The 22,435-nt window shown below is 38.9% G+C and carries 22 protein-coding genes; 14 read left to right on the top strand and 8 right to left on the bottom strand.

Annotated features, from left to right (window positions below; all coding sequences use genetic code 11):
• Nucleotides 1-15: 15 nt before the first annotated feature.
• From hutG to hutH, 4 genes are read right to left on the bottom strand one after another with little or no spacing between them, the layout of a single operon-like run.
• Nucleotides 16-1,029 carry a formimidoylglutamase gene (gene hutG, locus J2X77_RS06595; protein ID WP_209579296.1) on the bottom strand — a complete coding sequence of 338 codons (1,014 nt, stop codon included), beginning with the start codon at nucleotides 1,027-1,029 and terminating at the stop codon, nucleotides 16-18.
• On the bottom strand, nucleotides 1,026-3,044 hold the full coding sequence (locus tag J2X77_RS06600; RefSeq protein ID WP_209579295.1) for a urocanate hydratase: 2,019 nt from the start codon (nucleotides 3,042-3,044) through the stop codon (nucleotides 1,026-1,028). Before J2X77_RS06600 ends, hutG begins: the two co-directional genes overlap by 4 nt.
• Nucleotides 3,045-3,048: 4 nt before the next feature.
• On the bottom strand, nucleotides 3,049-4,296 hold the full coding sequence (gene hutI, locus J2X77_RS06605; RefSeq protein WP_310079796.1) for an imidazolonepropionase: 1,248 nt from the start codon (nucleotides 4,294-4,296) through the stop codon (nucleotides 3,049-3,051).
• Between the two features lie 10 nt (nucleotides 4,297-4,306).
• Complete coding sequence (gene hutH, locus J2X77_RS06610; RefSeq protein ID WP_209579293.1) at nucleotides 4,307-5,866, bottom strand: histidine ammonia-lyase; 1,560 nt, start codon at nucleotides 5,864-5,866, stop codon at nucleotides 4,307-4,309.
• Nucleotides 5,867-5,943: 77 nt separating this feature from the next.
• On the opposite strand from hutH, the gene J2X77_RS06615 reads away from it, so the two are divergent.
• From J2X77_RS06615 to J2X77_RS06640, 6 genes are all read left to right on the top strand, one after another.
• The gene (locus J2X77_RS06615) at nucleotides 5,944-6,843 is read left to right on the top strand and encodes a LysR family transcriptional regulator (RefSeq protein WP_209579292.1); all 900 of its coding nucleotides are present in this window, start codon (nucleotides 5,944-5,946) and stop codon (nucleotides 6,841-6,843) included.
• 145 nt (nucleotides 6,844-6,988) lie between these two features.
• Nucleotides 6,989-7,279 (top strand): antibiotic biosynthesis monooxygenase, encoded by a 291-nt coding sequence (locus tag J2X77_RS06620; protein WP_293937736.1) that lies wholly within the window; start codon nucleotides 6,989-6,991, stop codon nucleotides 7,277-7,279.
• 109 nt (nucleotides 7,280-7,388) lie between these two features.
• Nucleotides 7,389-7,895, top strand: coding sequence for an S-ribosylhomocysteine lyase (locus tag J2X77_RS06625; protein WP_209579290.1), 507 nt, complete (start codon nucleotides 7,389-7,391; stop codon nucleotides 7,893-7,895).
• Nucleotides 7,896-8,534 carry a hypothetical protein gene (locus tag J2X77_RS06630; RefSeq protein WP_209579289.1) on the top strand — a complete coding sequence of 213 codons (639 nt, stop codon included), beginning with the start codon at nucleotides 7,896-7,898 and terminating at the stop codon, nucleotides 8,532-8,534. It abuts the gene before it with no gap.
• Nucleotides 8,535-8,803: 269 nt separating this feature from the next.
• Nucleotides 8,804-10,987, top strand: a complete 2,184-nt coding sequence (locus J2X77_RS06635) for a bifunctional alpha,alpha-trehalose-phosphate synthase (UDP-forming)/trehalose-phosphatase (RefSeq protein ID WP_209579288.1) — start codon at nucleotides 8,804-8,806, stop codon at nucleotides 10,985-10,987.
• The gene (locus J2X77_RS06640) at nucleotides 10,987-12,798 is read left to right on the top strand and encodes a glycoside hydrolase family 15 protein (RefSeq protein WP_310079800.1); all 1,812 of its coding nucleotides are present in this window, start codon (nucleotides 10,987-10,989) and stop codon (nucleotides 12,796-12,798) included. The genes J2X77_RS06635 and J2X77_RS06640 overlap by 1 nt, the downstream gene beginning before the upstream one ends.
• Before the next feature lie 122 nt (nucleotides 12,799-12,920).
• Here the strand turns inward: J2X77_RS06640 and J2X77_RS06645 are convergent, their stop codons facing one another.
• On the bottom strand, nucleotides 12,921-13,190 hold the full coding sequence (locus tag J2X77_RS06645; RefSeq protein WP_209579286.1) for a hypothetical protein: 270 nt from the start codon (nucleotides 13,188-13,190) through the stop codon (nucleotides 12,921-12,923).
• 178 nt (nucleotides 13,191-13,368) lie between these two features.
• The gene (locus tag J2X77_RS06650) at nucleotides 13,369-13,947 is read right to left on the bottom strand and encodes a hypothetical protein (RefSeq protein WP_209579285.1); all 579 of its coding nucleotides are present in this window, start codon (nucleotides 13,945-13,947) and stop codon (nucleotides 13,369-13,371) included.
• A gap of 156 nt (nucleotides 13,948-14,103) precedes the next feature.
• On the opposite strand from J2X77_RS06650, the gene J2X77_RS06655 reads away from it, so the two are divergent.
• Nucleotides 14,104-14,421, top strand: coding sequence for a hypothetical protein (locus tag J2X77_RS06655; RefSeq protein ID WP_310079802.1), 318 nt, complete (start codon nucleotides 14,104-14,106; stop codon nucleotides 14,419-14,421).
• Nucleotides 14,422-14,523: 102 nt separating this feature from the next.
• On the opposite strand, the gene J2X77_RS06660 is transcribed toward J2X77_RS06655, so the two are convergent.
• A complete protein-coding gene (locus J2X77_RS06660; protein WP_209579283.1) occupies nucleotides 14,524-14,763 on the bottom strand; it encodes a hypothetical protein in 240 nt (79 codons plus the stop codon).
• A 393-nt stretch (nucleotides 14,764-15,156) separates the two neighbouring features.
• Here J2X77_RS06660 and J2X77_RS06665 point away from each other — a divergent pair, with 393 nt between their 5' ends.
• The 7 genes from J2X77_RS06665 to J2X77_RS06695 all read left to right on the top strand — a co-directional run bounded on the left by J2X77_RS06665 (nucleotide 15,157) and on the right by J2X77_RS06695 (nucleotide 21,651).
• A complete protein-coding gene (locus J2X77_RS06665; RefSeq protein WP_209579282.1) occupies nucleotides 15,157-15,660 on the top strand; it encodes an RNA polymerase sigma factor in 504 nt (167 codons plus the stop codon).
• A 101-nt stretch (nucleotides 15,661-15,761) separates the two neighbouring features.
• A complete protein-coding gene (locus J2X77_RS06670; protein ID WP_209579281.1) occupies nucleotides 15,762-15,956 on the top strand; it encodes a hypothetical protein in 195 nt (64 codons plus the stop codon).
• 372 nt (nucleotides 15,957-16,328) lie between these two features.
• Nucleotides 16,329-17,312 carry a hypothetical protein gene (locus tag J2X77_RS06675; protein ID WP_310079804.1) on the top strand — a complete coding sequence of 328 codons (984 nt, stop codon included), beginning with the start codon at nucleotides 16,329-16,331 and terminating at the stop codon, nucleotides 17,310-17,312.
• 107 nt (nucleotides 17,313-17,419) lie between these two features.
• The gene (locus J2X77_RS06680; RefSeq protein WP_209579279.1) at nucleotides 17,420-18,175 is read left to right on the top strand and encodes a Ku protein; all 756 of its coding nucleotides are present in this window, start codon (nucleotides 17,420-17,422) and stop codon (nucleotides 18,173-18,175) included.
• A 173-nt stretch (nucleotides 18,176-18,348) separates the two neighbouring features.
• Complete coding sequence (locus tag J2X77_RS06685; RefSeq protein WP_310079806.1) at nucleotides 18,349-18,975, top strand: hypothetical protein; 627 nt, start codon at nucleotides 18,349-18,351, stop codon at nucleotides 18,973-18,975.
• Nucleotides 18,976-19,127: 152 nt separating this feature from the next.
• Entirely contained in the window at nucleotides 19,128-21,296 is a 2,169-nt protein-coding gene (locus J2X77_RS06690) for an ATP-binding protein (RefSeq protein ID WP_310079808.1), read from the top strand.
• Between the two features lie 112 nt (nucleotides 21,297-21,408).
• Nucleotides 21,409-21,651, top strand: coding sequence for a hypothetical protein (locus tag J2X77_RS06695; RefSeq protein ID WP_209579276.1), 243 nt, complete (start codon nucleotides 21,409-21,411; stop codon nucleotides 21,649-21,651).
• A gap of 124 nt (nucleotides 21,652-21,775) precedes the next feature.
• On the opposite strand, the gene J2X77_RS06700 is transcribed toward J2X77_RS06695, so the two are convergent.
• A complete protein-coding gene (locus tag J2X77_RS06700; protein ID WP_209579275.1) occupies nucleotides 21,776-22,432 on the bottom strand; it encodes a response regulator transcription factor in 657 nt (218 codons plus the stop codon).
• Between the last annotated feature and the right edge of the window lie 3 nt (nucleotides 22,433-22,435).

The raw sequence follows: 22,435 nt of genomic DNA on the forward strand, positions 1-22,435 counted from the left end.
AGCGTGTAACTTACTTTACGACGGTAATTGAATTTTTGCTGCTAATTTATTGACCAGCCTAAATAGTAGATCAGCCGCTAATTTGGCTGTCCTCGAATCGATATCAAAATACGGATTTAATTCAGCCAAATCGACAGATCTCAGATTAGGTAGATCCAAAAGAAAATCGTAGATCATAAAAAACTGCTGATCTGGGACTATACCGTTAAATGCCAACGCACTGACTCCCGGGGCATAGGCCGAAGCAAAGGCATCAAGATCTATGGTTAAATACACATAATCCACTAATTTGGAAAAACCAATTATTTTTTCCCGAATCTGATCAAGCTGTTCATTGATCAAACTATCACGTTCTATAATCTTTACATTCTTCTCGCGAGCATAGTTAAGTAATCCCTTGGTATTGCTTATTTCCTGAATTCCGATTGCTAAGTAATGAAAGGGTAAGCCAGCTGCCGATTGATCCTGTTCAATTTGATAGAATCCCGTTCCAGAATTCCCTTGGCCATCCTGCAAGGCACGAATATCTAAATGCGCATCCAAATTAATGATACCTAAACGTTTATTATCGTTTTTTAGATATTGGCTAACCCCTAGATAATGGCCGTAGGTGATTTCATGGCCTCCCCCTAATATGACGGGGAACCCTTCTTGTTCCAGAATAATTTTCAAAGCTGTTCCCAAGTATGCTTGACATGATTCTAAATCATTGCCTTTTAATAGGATGTCGCCGCAATCTTTAAGTTTAAGTTTATCTGGAAAATGAACAGGAAGGTTGGCCAATACATTCCGGAGTGCGGCAGGCCCTTCTTTGGCTCCTAGTCGTCCCTGATTTCGGGCAACGCCTTCATCACTACAGCATCCAAGAAAAGCGATGGCTTGCCGCAAATCGGATGGTTCACGAAGGTCAACACAATTCATTAATTGATGCCAGCGCATCCATTCGCGACTCTGACCATCCACACGTCCTTTCCAAACAGCTTGGTCGCCTTTGCTATATATTTCGGGATCATTCAACAAGCGCTTCATTCGTTCACATCAAATAATTGTTCAATAATTTGGTCATCAACAAGATGTGCACGAGTGACTAGTAATTTAGCATTCCCTTCCATCGCACGGCCTAGCGCCTGGTTTGCCTCCCTATTTCTAGCCCAGGCACGTCTAGCAATTCCATTATTTACGTCAAAAAATAACATTTTTTCCAATTTAACAACTGCTTCGTCTGAACCATCTAAGAGTAGGCCAAAGCCGCCGTTGATTACTTCTCCCCACCCGACGCCACCGCCATTGTGGATAGAAACCCAAGTCGCCCCGCGAAAGCTATCTCCAATGACGTTATGAATAGCCATATCCGCCGTGTATTGACTTCCATCATAAATATTGCTAGTTTCCCGATAAGGTGAGTCTGTTCCGCTAACGTCGTGGTGGTCTCTACCCAAAACAATCGGCCCTTCAAATAAACCAGTTTTTACTGCTTCGTTAAAGGCCTTTGCAATTGAAATACGTCCAATGGAATCGGCATATAAGATGCGCGCCTGAGAACCTACGACGAGTCTATTTTTCTCAGCTTCTTTAATCCATTGTATATTATCTTGCAGCTGCTGCTGAATTTCTAAGGGGGCTTCTGATCGAAGATCCTCTAAAACGGTCATGGCTATTTCGTCAGATTTTTTCAGGTCCGAAGCCCTTCCAGAGGTGCAAACCCAACGGAATGGTCCAAAACCATAATCAAAGCACATGGGACCAAGAATATCCTGTACATACGACGGATAGCGGAATTGGTCCTTTTTATCATTCCAGACTGCTGCGCCGGCACGGCTACTTTCCAAAAGAAATGCATTTCCGTAGTCGAAGAAATACGTTCCCTTGGACACATGCTTATTGATCGCATCAACATGTCGTACCAAGCTTTCTCGCACACATTGCTTAAATTTGTCCGGGTCACTCGCCAATAAAACATTTGCTTCATCAAAGGTTAATCCCATGGGATAATATCCTCCGGACCACGGATTATGCAATGATGTCTGATCAGCCCCTACCGTAATGTGGATATTTTCACGATCGAAAGCCTCCCATACTTCGACTATGTTACCGATATAAGCAAAGGATACTATTTCCTTTTGTTCCACTGCCCGCTTTACCTGTCTAACAAGCTCCTGTATGCTCACTATCAATCGGTCAACCCATCCCTGCTCATGTCGTTTTCTTGCTGCGCCGGGGTTTATTTCAGCGCATACCGTTATGCATCCCGCAATATTACCCGCTTTAGGCTGTGCTCCACTCATTCCCCCCAGGCCGGAAGTCAAAAACACCTTGCCTTGTATTGTATCATCTACCGCCAAATGTTTCCGGAATGCATTCATAACCGTAATAGTCGTTCCATGCACAATACCCTGCGGACCGATATACATGTATGAGCCGGCTGTCATCTGTCCATATTGCGTAACGCCCAACGCGTTGAAACGTTCCCAGTCATCCGGTTTCGAATAATTTGGAATCATCATGCCATTTGTCACCACAACACGAGGAGCATCTTTTGAAGATGGAAAAAGTCCCATCGGATGACCACTGTAAAGATGTAATGTTTGTTCATCGGTCATTTGCGATAGATATTGCATAGTAAGCCGATATTGAGCCCAATTTTGAAATACGGCTCCATTCCCACCATAAGTAATCAATTCGTGCGGATGCTGTGCGACTGCAGGATCGAGGTTGTTCTGAATCATCAACATAATTGCCGCCGCCTGCTTACTTAACGCCGGATAATCGGCTATTGGTCGAGCATGCATTGTGTATTGTGGTCTAAAACGGTACATATAAATTCGGCCATAGTCGCGAAGCTCCTGTAAAAATTCAGGCGCTAAAATGCCATGCCAGGGATTAGGAAAATAGCGTAATGCATTCCGTATAGCTAGCTTCTCTTCTGACTTTGTAAGAATATTCTTTCGTCGGGGAGCGTGGCTGATTGTATGATCGCGTTCTACTGTTGGAGGTAATGTGGTAGGAATACCTTCTGCAACCTCTCGCTTAAATGTATCTTTCATGGTGTTATATTGATAATACTTTGGTACCATTTTTCCATACAGCTGTAGGCTGCAAACTTCCTTGGAAGTAAGTAATATCCTGATAATTGTCGGTTTTAAATAAACTAAAATCTGCACGCATTCCCTTCGCCAAAATCCCCCGGTCAGACAAGTTCAATGCCTTTGCCCCACGGTAGGTTAATGCCGCAAGTAGTTCAGCATTGGTCAACTTTTCTGCCGCTGCCAAAATCGTCGCACTTGTCACTAACTGTCCCATTGGAGCAGATCCCGGATTCCAATCACTACCTATGGCTAGGCATGCACCTGCATCTAACAGTTTTCTAGCGGGTGTAAAACCGCAACCCAATCCGATAGAAGCGGCAGGTAAAGCTACCGCGACAGTGTCCGACTGTGCGATAAGTTCAATTTCAAAAGCTGTTGATGCTTCAAGATGATCCGCAGATATAGCACCGAGTTCTACCGCAATCTGGCTTCCAGAAGTCGTAAACTGATCGGCATGAATTGTCAGATCAAAACCCATATTTTTTGCTTTTTGTAAATAAGCTACAATGTCCTCTCCCTGAAAAGCTGTCTTTTCGATAAATGCATCTATCCGATTTGATAGCCTTTCGGATTTTAATGCTGGAAAAAGAACTTCAGCCATCATATGAAGATAATCTTTTGCCGACCCATTGAAGTCCCGCGGAAGCATATGTGCTGCCAAACAAGTTGGGATAAGGTCTGGTTGTGTTCGTCGATCTGATTCGCGGATGACACGCAATAATTTAAGTTCTTGTTCAACGTTAAGCCCATAACCGCTTTTAACTTCGATCGTTGTAATTCCCTGTTTCAATAGTAAATGTGCTCTCCTTATGGTGAGCTCTACCAATTCTCGGGCATCACAATCCCTTGTATGAGATACGGTACTCCAGATCCCCCCACCTGCCGCCGCGATCTCCAAGTAGCTTGAACCGGCATTTCGAAGGGCAAAATCATTTGCACGACTGCCTGCGAAAGCAATATGTGTATGGCAGTCAATAAAGCCTGGCAAAACGACCTGATCTCCCTCAACATGTATCAGAACCGCCTGCTCCCCCCATTGCTGTTGTAATTGATCAAAAGCGGCCACATCCATTATCGTGTTTCCTGCAATTAAAATCCCACCCTCTTCAATAATAGACAATTGGCTATCGTCGATTGGACCTTTTATAGGCATATTTGACATCGTTAATATTTGCCTAAAAGGCCCAACTAATTTTACCTCCTTTTTCATCATTCCTTGTTTAAAATACCTCAAACTGCTGTTTTAGCTCTTCAGCAATCTCTCCAGCAGCATATTGAACATGCAATGCAATAAGCTCGCCTGATTTCACCATTTTTAATGCTTCGGTCAGCAGCTCTTCCATCGGCTGGTCCGATTCAATATGTGGAATGGACTGACGGATTCTCCCGTGGATAGCTTCCAGTGCAGCAGTTGATGTTAACGGTTGATGATAATCTTTGGCTTGGGCTGCGCACAACAGTTCAATGCTCAATATTTTGTCGACATTGTCAATCACCTGCAACAGTTTTCGTCCAGCGATAGATCCCATACTCACATGGTCTTCTTGGCCTAAAGAGGTTGGAATACTATCGGCACTCGCCGGAAAACAAAGTCCTTTATTCTCACTTGCTAGAGCAGCCGTGCTATATTGTAAGATCATAAATCCTGAATTGAGTCCAGTTGATTTCATCAACAATTTGGGTACACCGTTGGTTTGGCCTTCTAAAGACAGATAGACCCTTCGGTCAGAAATATTCCCAATTTCAGACGCTGCCAGCGTGGCATAGTCCAAAGGTAATGCAATGGATTGCCCATGAAAGCTACCACCGCTAATGGTTAGTTCGTCGTTAATGATCACAGGGTTATCAGTCACCGCATTTATTTCAATTTCGATGGTATCCTTTAAATGAAACCAAGCGTTGCGTGATGCGCCATGAACTTGAGGAATACAACGCAAAGAATAAGGATCCTGCACACGGGAACAGTGTTTGTGACTTTCTAGAATAGCCGATCCATGAAGCATATTAAAGATGCTTGCAGCGACATAACGATTTCCCTTATGTGGTCGTAATTCATGTAGCTCCGAAAAGAAGGGTTTTATCGAACCATTTAAGCCTTCAATCATTAAAGAGGCAATAATATCGGCACTTTGAAGCATACGATTCAGTTCAATAACGCCCATAACGCCATGTGCCGCCATAAATTGAGTCCCATTGATCAGCGCCAACCCTTCTTTTGCTCCTAAGTGAATCGGTGCCATACCGTATTTTTTCAAAATGGCGGCTGTATGCACAACATTCCCTTCTACCTTTACTTTCCCTAAACCAATTAATGGCAAAAATAAATGAGACAAAGGCGCTAAATCACCCGACGCTCCGACAGACCCTTGTTTTGGCACAACAGGAATGATATCGTTCTCAATATGCCAAATCATCCGCTCAATTGTACTGTATTGAACACCCGAGAATCCTTTAGAAAGCGCGTGAACTTTAAGGATAAGCATCAACTTAGCTAAATCATCGCTTATAGGTTCACCCACACCGACAGCATGGCTTTTAAGGATATTTTCCTGTAATAATTGCGTTTGACCAGCATCAATGCGGGTGGTACACAGCGGACCGAAACCCGTGTTGATCCCATAGACGACCTCGCCGCGTCCAACTATTTTGCTGACGTAACTAGCGCTTTGATCGATCTTGTTCCTGACGTCGGATGATATCGCTCCCCGAACCAATCCTTTCGCTATTGCTAAGGCTGTGGAACAAGTCAAATGCCCACTGCCGTATAAAAATATATCCATCTTACGATCTGCTTTACTCAAAAGTACTTGCTATATTTGATAAGCAGAAATACCATTTTGATCATCAATTGATAACCATGAATTATCAAATAGAGTTTAGACACTTATTGTACTTCAAAGTATTGGCCGAAGAATTGCATTTCCGAAGGGCGGCGGAAAGATTGTTTATTGCACAACCGGGCTTGAGCAGGCAAATTAAGCAGTTGGAGGAATATTATGGGGTATTACTTTTTGAACGTACTAAGCGGAATGTCATGTTAACGGAGGCCGGAATGTATCTCTTTAAAGAGGCGCAGGAGTTATTTAGACATTTAGCACAAATTGAAACTCAACTTCAGAGTTATGCCAATGGTAAAATAAGCACCTTAAAGCTCGGTTTTATCGGATCGGCTGTTCAGACTATTCTTCCGGAATTACTTATTAATCTAAAAAAGCAGCAGCCCGACATTGAGTTATCTCTTCATGAATTGGCGAATGAAACGCAGCTGGATCTGCTGGAAAAAAAAGAATTGGACTTGGGATTCGTCCGTCTTTCCGAAACCCCGCTTGGGCTGAGGAGCCAACCGATATATACGGAGCATTTCAGTCTTGTATTACCCAATAATCATCCGCTTTTGATGTCTCAAAATCCAAGTCTGAATGCCTTAAAAGACGAATCATTTATCTTATTTTCCAAAAACTATAGTCACTCCTATTACGATCTGGTCATGAGTATTTTCAGTGATCATAAGTTTATTCCCAAAGTAACGCTTCGTACAGTCAATGCATTGACCATATTTAATATGGTGGCTCAGGGGCTCGGTGTTGCTATTGTTCCATCTTCGTTAAAAAATGGATATCATGTTGATGTCTCATTTTTCGAATTGGATGCTTTACCACAGCGAACAACTCTTTCATTAGTTTGGAACGCTCAAAATCGTAATCCTGGAATTCCTTTAGTCGTGCAGCTTATGGATTTACAAATTAACAATGCATAACTACATTTGATACAGTGATAAGACCTAAATCCTTCTTAAACTGCATATAGAATAAATTACCTGGATAAGATTGTCACTGTATTGCATATAAAAAACAAATTCTCTAAGTTTGATATATTACTAAATTTAAATAAAAAACGAAATTATGATTTTAGAAGTAGCTGTATTACAAATTATTGAAGGGCAACAATCCAATTTTGAGAGAGATTATAAAACAGCTTGCCAGTATATCAGTGCAAGTAAAGGTTATATCACGCATTCTCTCCGTAAATGCATCGAAAAGGATAACCAGTACATCCTGTTGGTGGAATGGGAAACTTTAGAGGACCATACCATCGGTTTCAAGGAGTCTGCATTATTTAAGGAATGGGAGAAACTTTTACATCATTACTACGATCCATTCCCAACAGTCGAACATTACGAAGTGTTAAAATAGTCGTTTTTTAACCCTTTTCTATAATAATCTAGTATCTTTGTAGAAATTTTTAATATTCAACTTTTAACCCCTATGAGGCCACAAGCTTTGTAGCACTGAACAGATTAAGATGTACACAAAAGAAAAAGCAAAAGTAAATAGTTTTACGGTAGATCATACCAAATTGAAACAAGGGATCTACGCAAAGGCTTCTACGACCAATAACAGCAATGTCGAAAATTATACAACTTACGACATTCGCATGATTAGGCCGAATTCTCCTGAGCGTATGTTGTCTCCTGAAGTAATGCATACACTGGAGCACTGTTTTGCAACGGAAATTAGAACGATTTTAGGTGATGAAGTCATTTATGTGGGCCCGATGGGATGCTGTACAGGATTTTATGTTGTATTGGCCGGAACAGCGCGAACTCCTCAAAACGTAGCGGAGTTGATGAAGGAGGTGCTCGAAATAATTCTTACAGCAGGATATGAAGTTCCTTTCCAAAATCCTATTAGCTGTGGAAATTACACATTCATGGATTTTGATTCGTCAAAACAAGCTTGTGTTAACTTCTTAAATTTAATAGCTGCTGGAGAATTGGAATTCGAATACCCATATATTGAAGAAAATTAAATGATCCTGAATAAAGATATTGAAACGATAATCTTGGTAGCAAATAAGAACGAACTATCTTTTCATTCACCAAGTAAATCCACTTACATCTATGAAATTGGTGTTGGCAAAGTGAATGCGATCTTGTCTGTCGCCAGACTTTACGAGGACATTAAAACACTGGGAATTAATCCAATTGTTCTCAATGTTGGCACAGTGGGCTGTACACGGCATCCGATAGGACATGTTCTTTATCCGTCCTATTACGCGCAAGGAGACGCTTATACGGATGGATTTTTTCTAGAGAACACGTTATTTTTTAAGGGGCAGGGAGTATTGGAATCGATATCGGCTGATGAGTTTCGTTACGAAGATGCACTTTTGACATCGGATCGTTTTATCCATGTAAATTCATCTTTTTATCAGGATATTAAACATTTAAACCCTATGGCTTTTGACATGGAATCTTATGCGCTAGCGAATTTCTGTTTCCAAAAGAATCTTGCCTTTCATAGTATTAAAATCGTTTCAGACAACTGCGATGGTACAGTGAAAGATTGGGAAAGTATTCTAGGAGAAATTTCAGGTAGATTAGGTAACATACTCGATCAATTCATGAAAAAGCTGGATGCAGAAAGAGCTCCAGCCAGCCTATCGTAATCCAACTGAATATAACATATTAGGGCCTGTAAAAAATACAGGCCTTTTTGTTGCTATTTCTTTGCTATTCTGAATACAACTGCCCCAAAGGTTGTCCGTTAGATTTTAAAAAAAGAAGAAATATTCTTCGCCTTCGATCCGATTGGTCCTTGTAATTTGAATTTATCCAAACTATTTTCCCCCAAGGTTGTTAAAATATTGGATTAAATACCCACCGTTATATTCAATATAACTCTTCTACACGACAAATAAATCGATCTAATATTCTTATGAAAAAAAAGAAGAAAATAATAATTTCAAATAGACTGCCGATACAAATAGAACGAAAAAAAGAAAAATTAATCATCAAACCCAGTGCAGGAGGACTGGCAACTGGTTTAAATTCAGCCTTTGATACAGATGCGATCTTATGGGTTGGATGGCCCGGAATAGTGCCTAAAGATGAAGAGGAAAAGGAAAAAATTGTTGAGCTCCTAAAGCCGATGAACTTACTTCCTGTCTTCTTATCAAAAGACGAAATTCGCAATTTCTATGAAGGTTATTCGAATGAGGTGCTTTGGCCTATCTGTCACTATCAACCGAGCTACATCCATTTTGATCCCGAATATTGGTCTACCTATGTAGCAGTGAATAAAAAGTTTTGTGAAGCGGCTCTTTCTATCGATGAGCTTTCTGATTTCATCTGGGTTCAGGATTATCAGCTTATGCTACTCCCCCAGTTGTTACGCTCAGAAAATCAAGAACTCAACGTTGGTTATTTTCATCATATTCCCTTCCCTTCAGAGGAACTGTTTATGAACATCCCACAACGTAAAGAGTTAGTTGAAGGCTTGCTTGGAGCAGATCTTATCGGATTTCATACCTTTGCTGACAGCCAAAACTTTTTAAATGCCTGCAAAAAAATTCTGCACGTTTCGTCGGGCTATAATCAGTTAAAATATAAAGACCGACATATATTTATCGAATCTTTTCCCATGGGCATTGACTTTCACAAATTTGTTGAAGTCAGCACCCAACCTAAAATTCAGGCTGTAGCTACCCAATTTAGAAGTCACTTTCCTGATCAAAAAATTATTATCTCAGTCGACCGGCTCGATTATAGTAAAGGAATTTTAGAAAGACTGCGCGCTTACCTGACCTTCCTCCAAAAATATCCTGAATGGCACACAAAGGTTGTTTTATATATGCTAATCGTGCCATCTAGAGATAAGGTATCGCAATACAAAAAATTGAAAGATGAGATTAATCGAACAGTAAGTGAAATCAATTCTATTTATGGAAACCTCAGCTGGACACCGGTATTGTATTTCTACAAATCGCTTCCATTCGAAGAGTTGGTTGCATTATATGTTGCATCGGATATCTGTATGATTACTTCCACTCGCGATGGAATGAATTTGGTGAGTAAAGAATACATCGCCAGTAAGACGTTATCGAAAGGTGTATTGATATTAAGCGAATTTGCAGGCGCGTCAAAAGAACTCGTTGATGCCTTGATTATCAATCCATTTAATCGTATGGAAACTGCAGACAGTATTTATCAGGCGCTAAAAATGGCTCCTGAAGAGATTCAGGAAAGGGCCGATGCCAATATGCAAATTATACAGAAATTTAATGTACAGCATTGGGTCCAGCTCTTTACCAATCGCTTAGCTGAAACTAAGGCTATACAGCGTGACGAATGGGCAAGACGAATTTCGGACAAAGTATTTAACAGTATTTCTGAACGCTATAGCAAAAGTAGCAATAGACTTTTCTTTCTGGATTATGACGGTACGCTGGTCAAATTTCAGAACCATGCGCAAAAGGCAACGCCAACAACGCTACTCTATAATCTTTTGGACAACATTATTTCAGATCCACTGAATACGTTAGTTATCATAAGCGGCCGTTCACAGGAAAGTTTATCATCCTGGTTTGATGGCCGGTCCTACTATCTTGTTGCAGAACATGGCATATGGTCTAATTTCCCCAATTTCAGCTGGTCATATAAAAAAGGATTAGCACTACATTGGATGCCCGAAGTAAAAAAGCTGATGGAAAAATTAGCCGATCAAACCCCTGGTGCCTTCATGGAAGTTAAGCCATATTCTTTAGCGTGGCATTATCGCAAAGTCGAACTCGGGTTGGGCGAACTAAAGGCAACAGAACTTAAAGAGGTATTAAATCCAATGTTGAACGAATATGGACTACAGTTATTGGATGGAAATGCTGTCATTGAAGTTAAAAATACAGAAGTTAATAAAGGTAAGGCTGCATTGGAAATCGCTGGCCATATAAAGCCCGATTTTATGTTGGCAATTGGTGACGATATTACCGATGAGGATTTATTTCGGTACTTACCTCAGTCAACCATAAGTATCAAAGTAGGCAGTAACAAATCTGCAGCAAAATATTATTTAGATGAACAAGAAGATGTTCTTCAATTTTTGAATCAACTTATTATAAAATAATGAGCGAAAACACTACTGAAAAAAGACATACCTATCAATCTGGAATCATTGGTAACTGTTCCTATATCGCGCACGTCGGCATTGACACAAACATATCCTGGTTGTGCTGGCCTTCGTTTGAGGACAGCTTTGTATTCGGCAGCTTGATTGACAAAAATCAAGGGGGAACATTCAGGATTAGTTCTGAAGAGCCTATTGTCGAAACGAAGCAGTATTACATCAAAAATTCAAATGTACTCTGCACAGAAATACATACCGACTCCTATGGTTATCGTATCACAGATTTTGCACCGCGGTTCGAACAATTTGGGCGGTACTTTAAGCCGCTAATGTTGATACGGAAAATAGAGCCGCTCTACGGAGCTCCGAGCGTCAACATCAAGTGTCAACCAACTGGCGACTATGGCCGTGTGGCGCTAAAGCCGACACGCGGAAGCAATCATATTCTTTATACGAGTGACCAGATCGGAGAACGAATTCGGCTGACTACTGACTTGCCCATTTCTCACTTCTTTCAGGATGAGAGCTGGACCATCATAAGTGAGAACAGATATCTTGTACTCACCTATGATTCGGCCTTTGAATCGGCCATTGAGAGTACTTGTGAAGATTTTCTGCAAAAGACAATCAGTTATTGGCAAAGTTGGATTAAACGATGCAGTATTCCCAACATTTACCAAAAAGAGGTTATCCGATCAGCGTTAGTGCTTAAGCTTCACCAATATGAGGACACGGGAGCAATTATCGCCGCCTCAACCACTAGTTTACCTGAATATCCAGGCTCTGGAAGAAACTGGGACTACCGCTATTGCTGGGTACGCGACAGTTATTATGTACTGACCGCTCTAACACATATTGGTCAATTTGAAGAAATGGAAAGCTTCGCAAATTACATTGCTGGCATCACTCATCGTAATCCCGGAAGACTTCAACCGCTGTACGGTATTCTTGGTACCACAGAGCTTACCGAACAGATCTTACCGTACTTAGAAGGCTATCAGGGAAGTGGTCCGGTTAGAATTGGAAATCAAGCTTTCGAACATATTCAAAATGATGTTTATGGTCAGGCGATGATTGCATTACTACCGCTCTTCACTGATCAGCGCTTTAAAATTCATGAGAATAAAAACGTTTTGGGATGGGTGAATTTCATCCTAGAAAAGATTGAGGCTACGATCGAGGAAAAGGATGCGGGCATCTGGGAATTCAGAAACTTTGCAAACCACCATTGCTATTCTAACTTATTTCAATGGGTCGGATGTAAAGCGGCACTACTAATTGCGCGCCAAAACGGTTATCAAGACATGGAGGATCGCGCAAATATCCTCCTAAAAAAGGCAGAAGCATATATTGAGGCTTGCTATGATGATGATCGTAAGGTCTATCAAAATGCAATAAATAGCAGTAATTTGGATGCCAGCACCTTGCAGCTGATCGTAATGGACTACTTAGATCCGAAATCGAAAAAGGCGCTACATCATCTAGAAATGCTTGAGAAAGAATTAAAGGGAGAAAATGGCCTTTTCTATCGATATAAACATCAAGATGATTTCGGAAGACCCAAATCGACTTTTTTGGTCTGTGCATTTTGGTATGTAGAAGCGCTGGCCTGTGTCGGAAGGGTCGATGAGGCGAAAGAAATTTTAGAACGTTTACTGACCTATAGTAATCACCTCGGCTTATTCAGTGAAGATGTAACCGAAGAAAATGGCAGTCAGTGGGGTAACTTTCCTCAAGCATACAGTCATGTTGGATTGATGAACGCTGTTTATCGTTTAGCAATAAAGTTAGATAAGCCAATTTTTCATTAACACAAAAATGTGCGATCAATAAAAGTTGATCGCACATTTTGCATATCCTGTATTTTTTACATCTATAGTATTTAGGACAGATCACCGTTTTTGAATTGTGCTTGTTTCGATAAAGTAGCTACTTAAATGAATGCCTGTTTATATTGATTAAAATGTTCACAAATCTCCTCCGTCTCAATTCGCTTACCCATCAAATCGATAAACCGATTTTTGTACAATGAAAAAATATAAAGTCCTGTTGCCAAACTTCCTACAATAAAAATGCCCTCAAATTCATTGCTCTTCACTAGCTTGTTGTTAAGATGGCACTCGTTGAGTAATGGAATATTATAAGAAGACCATTTACCCATTCTATCTTTAAGTACCAATCCAATATTTTTTGTTGCTTTCATCGTCTCACTTCTTTTTGAAGAAACATCAACTGCACCTCAATTGTTTTATGAATTGAATGCTTTTAAAAAGAAAGGGTCTTTCTTACCAAAGAGCACGTAGTAATACGTTCGAAAAAAAAGCATGGTCCCAATTCTTTTGGAGCCATGCTTTTTTGAGGTCGTAATTAATTTTCGCTACTTAGCGCTTACCAGGTAAATAGATTTGAAAACCTACGCCAAAACCTAATCCACTTGCACCGCTACCGGTATTTATATTGGCTTTACTATAGTTATAACCGAAAGTCGTTTCCAATGCGACTGTTCGAGTTATAAAATGAGCATAACCAACATTTGCACCTACCGCAAGAGCAACATCTTTACCCTTAGAGCTTCCCGAAATACCGATATCACCCTGCCCAAAAAACCTTCCTGTGGTTGAACCAGCATTTGGAAAATAATATCGCACAAACGGTGCGATCCCATACGTCCAATCGTTATCGGCATCCTTGATAGTAGTTAAACCAAGATTAGCCTGCGCTCCAATAGCTAAACCATCCGAAACAAAATAACCTGCTCTAGGTTGAAGTGCTATATTAAACGATTTTCCTTCAAAACTATAACCCAAATTACCGATCGATCCACCAACCATCCAGTTGCCCTGGCGTATAGGTTCAATGCCGACCTCTGAAGACATTTGAGGAGTTGTCTCAATCTTCTGGGCTTGCGCTTGATAGCCAATACCCGCTGTTATTAATAAAAGAAGTGTAAATTTTCTCATCGTATCTCTATTATAATTTATAAATAACTTTAATTGAACTAATAACAAGATCGATTAATGAAAAGTTTTGAATTTGTTATTAAACTTTACAGGATACATTTTGTAAAAAAGAATCAACCAATAAGAGTTGAAGAGTGTTCTCTTTTAAAAAAAATTATGAATGCAACGATTCGATTTAATGATACCTATTCACAGTATCTCAACAACAATGCGCTATTCCAAAATGGAATAGATCCCTCAGACAGCGATCCATCTACACATGATGGTAGCCGTACATATACCCCACCCAAGGTGCCCGATCTTGATGATGTAACTCCTGATCTGTACTATCCAGAAAATGCCGATGGGCCTGATCCAAGTGAGGAAGAACAACGTGATCGCAACAATGAGGAAAAAATCCAAACAGAAGAAGATCATGACGGAGCACAACCAAATCGTTCTGAACAAGATGATGATGATTTGGAATCAATTTAAAAACAAAAAAACTTCCTCGATTGAGGGAGTTTTTTTAGACAAACGCTTTAACAAATTTATAGGGCTTATCCTTTATAAGCCGAATCGCCGTTATCAACAATACTACTTACCGCTAATACTATCTTTTCTTAGTGTATCTGCTAGACTCGTATCTTTCTGCATGCTCATCTTTTGCTGCTCGCTTAAATTATACCGTGTCTCATCGGCGTCAGTCGGCGCAATGTTGTCCGATTGCCCCGCTCCCTCAGATGTATTGTTTTTGGAATTTTGACAGGAGAATAACATTACGCCCCCCATCATTAATGTCGATGCAACTAATGCAAATTTTCTAGTCTTCTTCATAGTCTAATTGTTTTTATATTAAATATTTATCTAAGAACCACAATCAAAACTAATTAGTTTAACAAAAAGACAAAAAAGACTTTTAGATGCCTGTGGATGAAAATAGACATTCATTACATTTAAATAAAAACGTGGCACCCCGTAATTTAGACATTTCTTTAGGGAACAAATACCCTTTCAAAATCACATCAATTTATGCTGATTGACGATTAAGATCGAGTGCAGTTCGCCTTATTGTAGTTTTTCTGCTACAAAAGCAATTATTCTGGTTATACGTATTTTTCCCATATAGCTGTTTGAACAAAGTTCTAGAAGAATTAAAATCGAAAAATTAGCACTCTAATTGTACTTACTTCCCCAAATAAAACATCCATCAATTTAACAAACGGTACTATGAGCAATTACAATTTAAATTTATTAGTCGAAGAAAAGAGAAGCCTTTTGAAACATTTTGCTGGTAAATTTACGAATGATCCAGATGAAAAAGAGGATTTAATTCAAGAAACACTTATTCGTGCATTAAAATCGATTGATGATTTTATCCGCCATCCCAAATTAATGTCTTGGCTATATGTTATCATGAAAAATGTATATATCAACCAATATCGCAAGGCTAAACGAATTACCGATATCCACGACACGTATATCGGTCTGGAGAGCAGCAATACGGTAGAAGCCAATAAAAGCGAGAATAAATTTATTGCTGACGACATTGAAAAAGCTATGTGCAGTTTATCAGAAGAGAACTACCAGGTGTTCCAGATGTTTCTTGAAGGGTATAAATATCATGAAATAGCGTCCTATTTTGGTATTCCAGAAGGTACAATCAAAACGAGAATACACATGACAAGGAAGAAACTGCAAAAGCAACTCAAGGTGTATAAAAAAGCGGCTTAAGACTCAAAATTAAACTGAAACAAATTAAATATTCTAAGGTTATCTTATTACGAAGATCCTAACTAGATATAATGATGCGCAAATTAATAGAAATAAAAGGTATGAAATCACGAGTTAAAATTACAAATCAGCAAAATATGGTCATTATGCTCATTATTTGCGGTGGTCCTATTGGAAAAGGAACTGTTAAAACCGTCGAACAGGGAGAAGTTTTGAATGCATCAGGGAACAAACCGATCAAAACGGATCATGAGAAAGGCAAAAAGAACTCCTATGCTGATCGAGAAAATAGATAGAAAAATTCCATCAAAAGGCTGCTTTAAAGCGGCCTTTTTAATGGAATTTTTCTAGGATTGACCATACGGGATATACCGACGTTTGCACCACCGCTAACTTGTTAGAATAATATTGTTGCTTTTCTAAAACGGAACTAATGTTTATTTCGTTCTTCTAAGCAAAAATAATTATTCACTCACCAAGAAATTAAATGGAACACAACACTATAAAGGACATTAATCGAACAGGCGATCATATACGGGTTAATAAAGATAGCATTGCGAATCTATCCTCTTAACATACCATAGAGCAGTGCAGGAATATAATCAAGATGCTTGCAAACAGGGCTAAGCTATCTTAAACATTGGATCACGTCGACTTTGAAGAGCAATATGAAAATAAAGGCTGGATATAGCAGAAAGAAAATAGGCAAGTCTTTTAAATATTTCGATATATCCGGAATGGAAATTTCGGATCAAAAGATTTTAGATAGAATTACGAAGTTAGTAATTCCACCCAATTGGAAGGATGTGTGGATTGCCAAAAGTGCCAAAAGCGACTTACAAGCTTTTGGGTTCGACCAGAAAGAGCGTAAACAGTATATCTATCATCCGAAATTTGTTGACGAAAGGCAAGCAGCAAAATTTAGCAACATCCTCTTTATGGGGAAATACTTGCAGGAACTGAGAAAAATCAGCACGAAACATATTAAGAGCGAACAGTGGGACATGAATAAATTGTGTGCGATCGCTTTTAAAATTATGGATAGTACACTGATACGTATCGGCAACAAGCGCTACACCCTCACCAATAAGTCTTACGGCCTGAGCACGTTGGAAAAAAGACACGTTACTATTGCGAATAATACGATATCGTTAGCATACAAAGGAAAAAAGGGAGTTTTTCAACAAAAATCATGGTCAAATAGTCAACAGGCAAAGCTACTTACGGAACTGCTAAAAATGAAAGGGAAAAGGATATTTCAGATTGATAGCGCAGATTGCGAAAGCAGCTTCTGTGGTTCCGCTTTTAATCACTATTTACGGGAAAATTCGAAAGGCCAAATCAGCTGCAAAAGTATCCGTATTTGGGGAGCTAGCCGAGAAGCGTTTTATCAGCTTGCGCAAATCAAACCGGCGGAGGCTATCAATGCGCGCAAAAGACAGCTCAATAACGTCATTAAAAATGTTGCTGAACAACTTGGTAATACAAAGACCGTTTCACAAAAATATTATGTCCATCCTGCAATACAGCGCGTTTTTATGGAGGGACAGTTCCCAACGATTAAAAATAAATTACCTTTAGCTAAACTGGAAGATAAATTATTCCGTTTTCTGCGGAAGAATAGTCAAGCAGGCGTTGCAGCAGCGAACTAATATGTGATCGTCTTTCTAAGCAGTTGATTTAAGAAGGCTATTTCGTAAAAATTTCAAACCATTTCATGCGCATCAAGGTTCTGCTAATAACACAAAAGAGATTATTTATGCGTGCAATTTGGACTGGAGCTATTGGTTTTGGATTGGTCAATATTCCAATTAAATTATACAGTGCAACAGAAAGCGCTTCCTTAGATTTGGATATGCTCGATCGGAAAGATTTAGCCAATATCAAATTCAAGCGTGTAAATGAAAACACTGGTAAAGAGGTGAAATGGGACAATATTGTCAAAGGGTATTTTATAAAAGACCATTATGTTGTTTTGGAAGATGCAGATTTTGAAGATGCAAGTCCGGAAAAAACAAAATTGATCAATTTGCATGCGTTTGTAAAGGTAGCAGATGTTGATAGTGTATATTTTGAAACACCCTATTATTTAGAACCGCAGAAAGGTGGTGAAAAAGCGTACCAACTCTTGATCAAAGCGCTGGAAAAAACAAAGATGGCTGGTTTAGGATCTTTTGTTATGCGGAACGTTGAACACCTAGCTATTATAAAGCCTTATGAAAATGCATTAGTATTGAATAAAATTCGTTATCAACAAGAGATCAGAACACTTGATGAGCTAAAACTACCGAACAAAATAAAAATTCAAAAAGCAGAGATGGACATGGCAACACAGCTAATTGAGCAACATAGCAAATCTTTTGATATCAGTAGCTATAAAAATGAGTATATGGATGATCTTTTAAAAATAATTAAACAAAAAGATAAGGGTAAGCGACCAACCATTCGAAAAATGAAAGTAGAGCATACAAAAGCGGATGATTTACTTGCAAAACTTAAAGCTAGTTTAGGTTAATCGAAGCAGGTAGGTAGCATAGAACCGTAATCGTCAAAGTAAGTTCAAGTATAGGATAAATTCCGATTAACTCCATTGAGCATTAAATAGCGTTACACGTTCAATTGAAAGTATAATATCAAAAAGGTTACAAATAACAGTAAGGTATAATTAGTCAAAGAAAAGGAGGAATTATGAAAAATATCATTCCAGAACAGAAAGATGGCAAACGCTTAGATTGCTTTGAGTCGCTGGAGTTTCCAAGCGAGGCGATTGCCAGTATGGCTTTTGATTTGGCGGTAGATAATCTAAAAAACGTTAATCATTGGTATGAATTAGCAGAGCTTCCGGCTGCAGTATTTCAGCTCACTTCCGGTTACGGTACGCCCATCGAACGCTCCTTGGAATTGCATGATTACATCAGATTGGACATTCCTGGCCCCGGACTTCCAACTAGCGGCGGTTACGACTGGGTAAACGTAGTTAATCTGATGTCCGAGAAAACTGCGGATTACAAGGTATTCGCAATCACACTAAAGCCTTGCCCCGATCCAAGTCATCCAGAAGATAAAAATACAGCTCACTTTTTTGAAGGAATTTCTTCATCAACTTTTCTGATCGAACAACGTAGAAACAGCTTGCTGTTCCAATATGCTGGGAGAAATGAAATCATCAACGTAGACAACGAGAAATTAAGTGACAACATCCGAAATTATCTAGTTGGTTTAGCGGCTAAATTGGGTGCTTCCTATCCACAGTGGAAGTCACTGATCAAAGGTATGGCTAACGCCGTAGCAAAAAAATTTGATGTGCGAATTTAGTTGTTTTTTCGAAACAGAGTCTGCTGTGCTTTCTATTGGTGTTGTAAAGGACTCCAAAACTTGCTTTTTATAAACTTACACTCGTAATTTTTAACTGTATTACAGTAATTTATCCGTATATTTAGCTATATCATAAGGAATCTTGGGGTAGCATGAATCATACAAATCAATCTAACAGCCAATTACTCAATAAGCTTCAATCTTTTGGAAGTCTCGTGGTTCTAAACCGGGATTTTATTGTTGTCGGAATATCAGAATCTGCTTTACATGTGGATTGTTTAAAAGAAAATATATTAGGAACAAATTTTTTTCATAGTGTAAGCAATCTATTTGGCGAAGCATGCGTAAAGGTCAAAAATGCAGTGACTGATTTTATTGATGACCAACAATCAAGCCATATTTTAACCATTAAAGTAAATAAAGAACGTATCTATGTAAAACTGCGAAAACATGATCAATTCATTTATTTAGAATGGGAAAGACAACACAAAAAAAACATCGCTGCTAAAAAAATTAATGAACTTAATTTCCTCCTTGATAGTATTCAACCCAATAATTGGGATCGTGTTTGTGCTGCAATGAGCAAATTATTGAATTATGATCGGGTTTTTGTTCTACACATCCAGGAAACAGGCTATAGCACAGTGGTTGCCGAGCATACTACAAATGGAAAATCTCATTTCAAAGGAAAGGAATTCTCAAAAGATTTTATGCCCGAAGAAGCTTTGGAATACTATAGAAGCTATTCATATCGATATGCCCCACATATTGAAATCGAGGGGCAAGAGTTTTATTATGCGGACAATAGGGTTGATTCTCTTTCGAGTTTGTTATCTCCATTACCAGAACTTCATCGTCTCTTTTTAAAAAAAATAGATGTGCAAAGCGCCTTGTTTTTTCGCATTTGTATCGATGACGACTTTTGGGGACTTGTAGTGGCGCAAAACAAAGAAAAATGTTTAGTTGATCTGCAACAACGAAAACTATGTACATTCGCCATCCAGGCTGCAGCTAGCAAATATGAAAGCTATATTAAACAGAATCTTTTGGAAAGAACGGAACTTCTTAAGAATGCTGAAGAAGAACTGAAGAGAAGCCTAGCTGAAAATAAGATGGTAAATTGTGCTCTCATTCAGCATATGGATATCTTAACCAAATTAGTACATGCAGATGGTTTGGCTATATTTAATCATGGTGATATTTTTAACTATGGACATGCCCCCCATAAATCACAATTTTATGAAATCATCCAATTTCTCCAAAATCATACCGATAAGGCAGTCTTTAAAGATTACAATTTTCGTCTGAATCATCAGGATAAGTTTAACGATAAACTTGAATTTGCAGGTTTAATGTATTTAAAAGTCGGTTTGGAAAATGACTATTATATCGTGTGGTTTAGAATAGAAAACCGTAGTCAGGTGATGCAGATGATGTTGCAAAATACAAAATCTGAAAACAAACGACTCAAAATTTGGGAGGACATACGTTACGATGTCGCCAAACCCTGGAATGATGCTGAAATCAATTTCGTTCTTCGCCTAAACCAAATCATCAAAGAATCTATTTTTACCAAATTAAAAGAACGCCAATTACTGAATGAGGAGCTTCTCAGTTTAAATAATGAGTTGGAAATGTTTACCCATACCTTATCACACGATTTAAAGAATCCATTGTCCATCTTAAAAATGGGAATACAATTCCTACAACAGCACCCGGACAATATTGACTTAACAAAAATCAACAGATGGTATCAGAATTTCAACCGAAGTGTTACAAACATAGAAGATATCATAAATAATATGGTTCAAATAAGCCAACACCGCTCTAGCATTTTGAACAAAGAACCAATTCCGATGGCATACACGATACAGCGTATTTTTCAAGAAAACAGCATGCTGTACAATGTTAATAATTGTCAGCCCCGCTTTGGAACGCTATTACCTATCTGGGGCGAGAAAAGTGCAGCTTATCAAATTTTTTCAAACTTAATTATTAATGCAATAAAATATTCAGCGCAATCAGATACGCCAATAGTAATAATTGATAGCTGCCATGAAAATGACCATACGCATTATCGAATTGAGGATAACGGTATTGGAATTCCGAGCGAGCAATTGCCACATATTTATGAAATGTTTACCAGGGCCGATAATGTAGGTTCAATACCTGGTACTGGCATTGGTCTTTCACTTGTAAAAAGAATAATGGAACGGTTAAGCGGAAGAATAGAAATTGAATCTGAAGTCGGCCAAGGTACTACCGTCCACCTGTATTTCCCTATTGTTAAACCGTTCCCTGAACAAATGTTGGTCGATTGATCCCTGATCTTGAATACTTAAATCTGTCAAACTATTCTCCACTAGACATTGTTTATTTATAAAAAGAATAGCATCCCTAAAAATGGGTTGTAATCAACTAAGGAAAATCGAAATGGAAGAAATATTATCACAAAGTGCAGTAGTAAAACGAGGTATTATTATTGCCTACTATTTTAGTAACATATGGTACGGAAAAGGGCTGCTTGGTAAACATACAGCACCGGATCCGAATGACACTGATCCTAGCGAGCATCTTCAACCAGACTTAGACGAAATCGATCCCGACGAAGAGGAAAGCATCAATTATAAACATCGGAATTTATCGGTGGAAGACGATAATAAAAAAATAGGTTAAAACAAATCCATACTGTGTTGAACATATCGAAGATCCAACTATACTGGAAAATACAGATTGACGGTTACGTCAATCTGTATTGGATATGACAAGTCATCAATAAAGGGTTGAATTGATAAACCTATTAATTTAAAATACCTCTTTCGAAAGCAAATTTAACCAAATGTGCGGTATTTTTCACTCCTGCTTTATCAATTAGGTTTTGCCTATGGCCTTCAACTGTACGCTTACTTAAAAAAATCTTATCTGCAATTTCCACATTGGTATACCCCTCAGCGATGAGTTTCAATACTTCAAGCTCTCGATCCGAGATGTCGAAATCTTCATACATTTCTCCTCGCAGCTGTGTATAGCTCTGTCCGGAGCTGACTTGATCCAATAGTATCATGGCGATTTCCTCACTCAGATACCGACCACCACCAGCAATATGATTTAATCCAAATAGTAATTCGCTATACCCCACATTTTTAACCAAATAGCCAGATAGTCCAGATTCGAAAGCTTCAATAACATAATTAATTTGGTTCAGCATGGATAATATAACCACTTTAACTGTTTCATACTGCTTTTTTATCACCTGCAGTAGTTCCATCCCATCCATTTCATCCATACTGATATCGGTCAATACAATATCCGGGAGAGGATTCGAAGCTAAGAAATGAAGAGCCTCTTTTCCATTAGATGCCTCCCCTATAACTTCAAATCCATCTTGCGATTCCAATAGTAATTTTATTCCGTTACGAACAACCATGTGGTCTTCAACCAATAGGATTTTTATCATTAT

Origin of the sequence: Sphingobacterium sp. 2149 (assembly GCF_031455655.1) — a bacterium.
GTDB lineage: Bacteria > Bacteroidota > Bacteroidia > Sphingobacteriales > Sphingobacteriaceae > Sphingobacterium.

What these genes read in the sequence shown, in the direction of transcription:
- J2X77_RS06630 (WP_209579289.1), top strand. Translation starts at nt 7,896, where the DNA reads ATGATCCTGAATAAAGATATTGAAACGATAATCTTGGTAGCAAATAAG.
- hutG (WP_209579296.1), bottom strand. Translation starts at nt 1,029, where the DNA reads ATGAAGCGCTTGTTGAATGATCCCGAAATATATAGCAAAGGCGACCAA.
- J2X77_RS06665 (WP_209579282.1), top strand. Translation starts at nt 15,157, where the DNA reads ATGAGCAATTACAATTTAAATTTATTAGTCGAAGAAAAGAGAAGCCTT.
- hutH (WP_209579293.1), bottom strand. Translation starts at nt 5,866, where the DNA reads ATGGATATATTTTTATACGGCAGTGGGCATTTGACTTGTTCCACAGCC.
- J2X77_RS06700 (WP_209579275.1), bottom strand. Translation starts at nt 22,432, where the DNA reads ATGATAAAAATCCTATTGGTTGAAGACCACATGGTTGTTCGTAACGGA.
- J2X77_RS06615 (WP_209579292.1), top strand. Translation starts at nt 5,944, where the DNA reads ATGAATTATCAAATAGAGTTTAGACACTTATTGTACTTCAAAGTATTG.
- J2X77_RS06650 (WP_209579285.1), bottom strand. Translation starts at nt 13,947, where the DNA reads ATGAGAAAATTTACACTTCTTTTATTAATAACAGCGGGTATTGGCTAT.
- J2X77_RS06645 (WP_209579286.1), bottom strand. Translation starts at nt 13,190, where the DNA reads ATGAAAGCAACAAAAAATATTGGATTGGTACTTAAAGATAGAATGGGT.
- J2X77_RS06675 (WP_310079804.1), top strand. Translation starts at nt 16,329, where the DNA reads ATGAAAATAAAGGCTGGATATAGCAGAAAGAAAATAGGCAAGTCTTTT.
- J2X77_RS06655 (WP_310079802.1), top strand. Translation starts at nt 14,104, where the DNA reads ATGAATGCAACGATTCGATTTAATGATACCTATTCACAGTATCTCAAC.
- J2X77_RS06600 (WP_209579295.1), bottom strand. Translation starts at nt 3,044, where the DNA reads ATGAAAGATACATTTAAGCGAGAGGTTGCAGAAGGTATTCCTACCACA.
- J2X77_RS06690 (WP_310079808.1), top strand. Translation starts at nt 19,128, where the DNA reads ATGAATCATACAAATCAATCTAACAGCCAATTACTCAATAAGCTTCAA.
- J2X77_RS06660 (WP_209579283.1), bottom strand. Translation starts at nt 14,763, where the DNA reads ATGAAGAAGACTAGAAAATTTGCATTAGTTGCATCGACATTAATGATG.
- J2X77_RS06620 (WP_293937736.1), top strand. Translation starts at nt 6,989, where the DNA reads ATGATTTTAGAAGTAGCTGTATTACAAATTATTGAAGGGCAACAATCC.
- J2X77_RS06695 (WP_209579276.1), top strand. Translation starts at nt 21,409, where the DNA reads ATGGAAGAAATATTATCACAAAGTGCAGTAGTAAAACGAGGTATTATT.
- J2X77_RS06640 (WP_310079800.1), top strand. Translation starts at nt 10,987, where the DNA reads ATGAGCGAAAACACTACTGAAAAAAGACATACCTATCAATCTGGAATC.
- J2X77_RS06685 (WP_310079806.1), top strand. Translation starts at nt 18,349, where the DNA reads ATGAAAAATATCATTCCAGAACAGAAAGATGGCAAACGCTTAGATTGC.
- J2X77_RS06670 (WP_209579281.1), top strand. Translation starts at nt 15,762, where the DNA reads ATGAAATCACGAGTTAAAATTACAAATCAGCAAAATATGGTCATTATG.
- hutI (WP_310079796.1), bottom strand. Translation starts at nt 4,296, where the DNA reads ATGAAAAAGGAGGTAAAATTAGTTGGGCCTTTTAGGCAAATATTAACG.
- J2X77_RS06635 (WP_209579288.1), top strand. Translation starts at nt 8,804, where the DNA reads ATGAAAAAAAAGAAGAAAATAATAATTTCAAATAGACTGCCGATACAA.
- J2X77_RS06625 (WP_209579290.1), top strand. Translation starts at nt 7,389, where the DNA reads ATGTACACAAAAGAAAAAGCAAAAGTAAATAGTTTTACGGTAGATCAT.
- J2X77_RS06680 (WP_209579279.1), top strand. Translation starts at nt 17,420, where the DNA reads ATGCGTGCAATTTGGACTGGAGCTATTGGTTTTGGATTGGTCAATATT.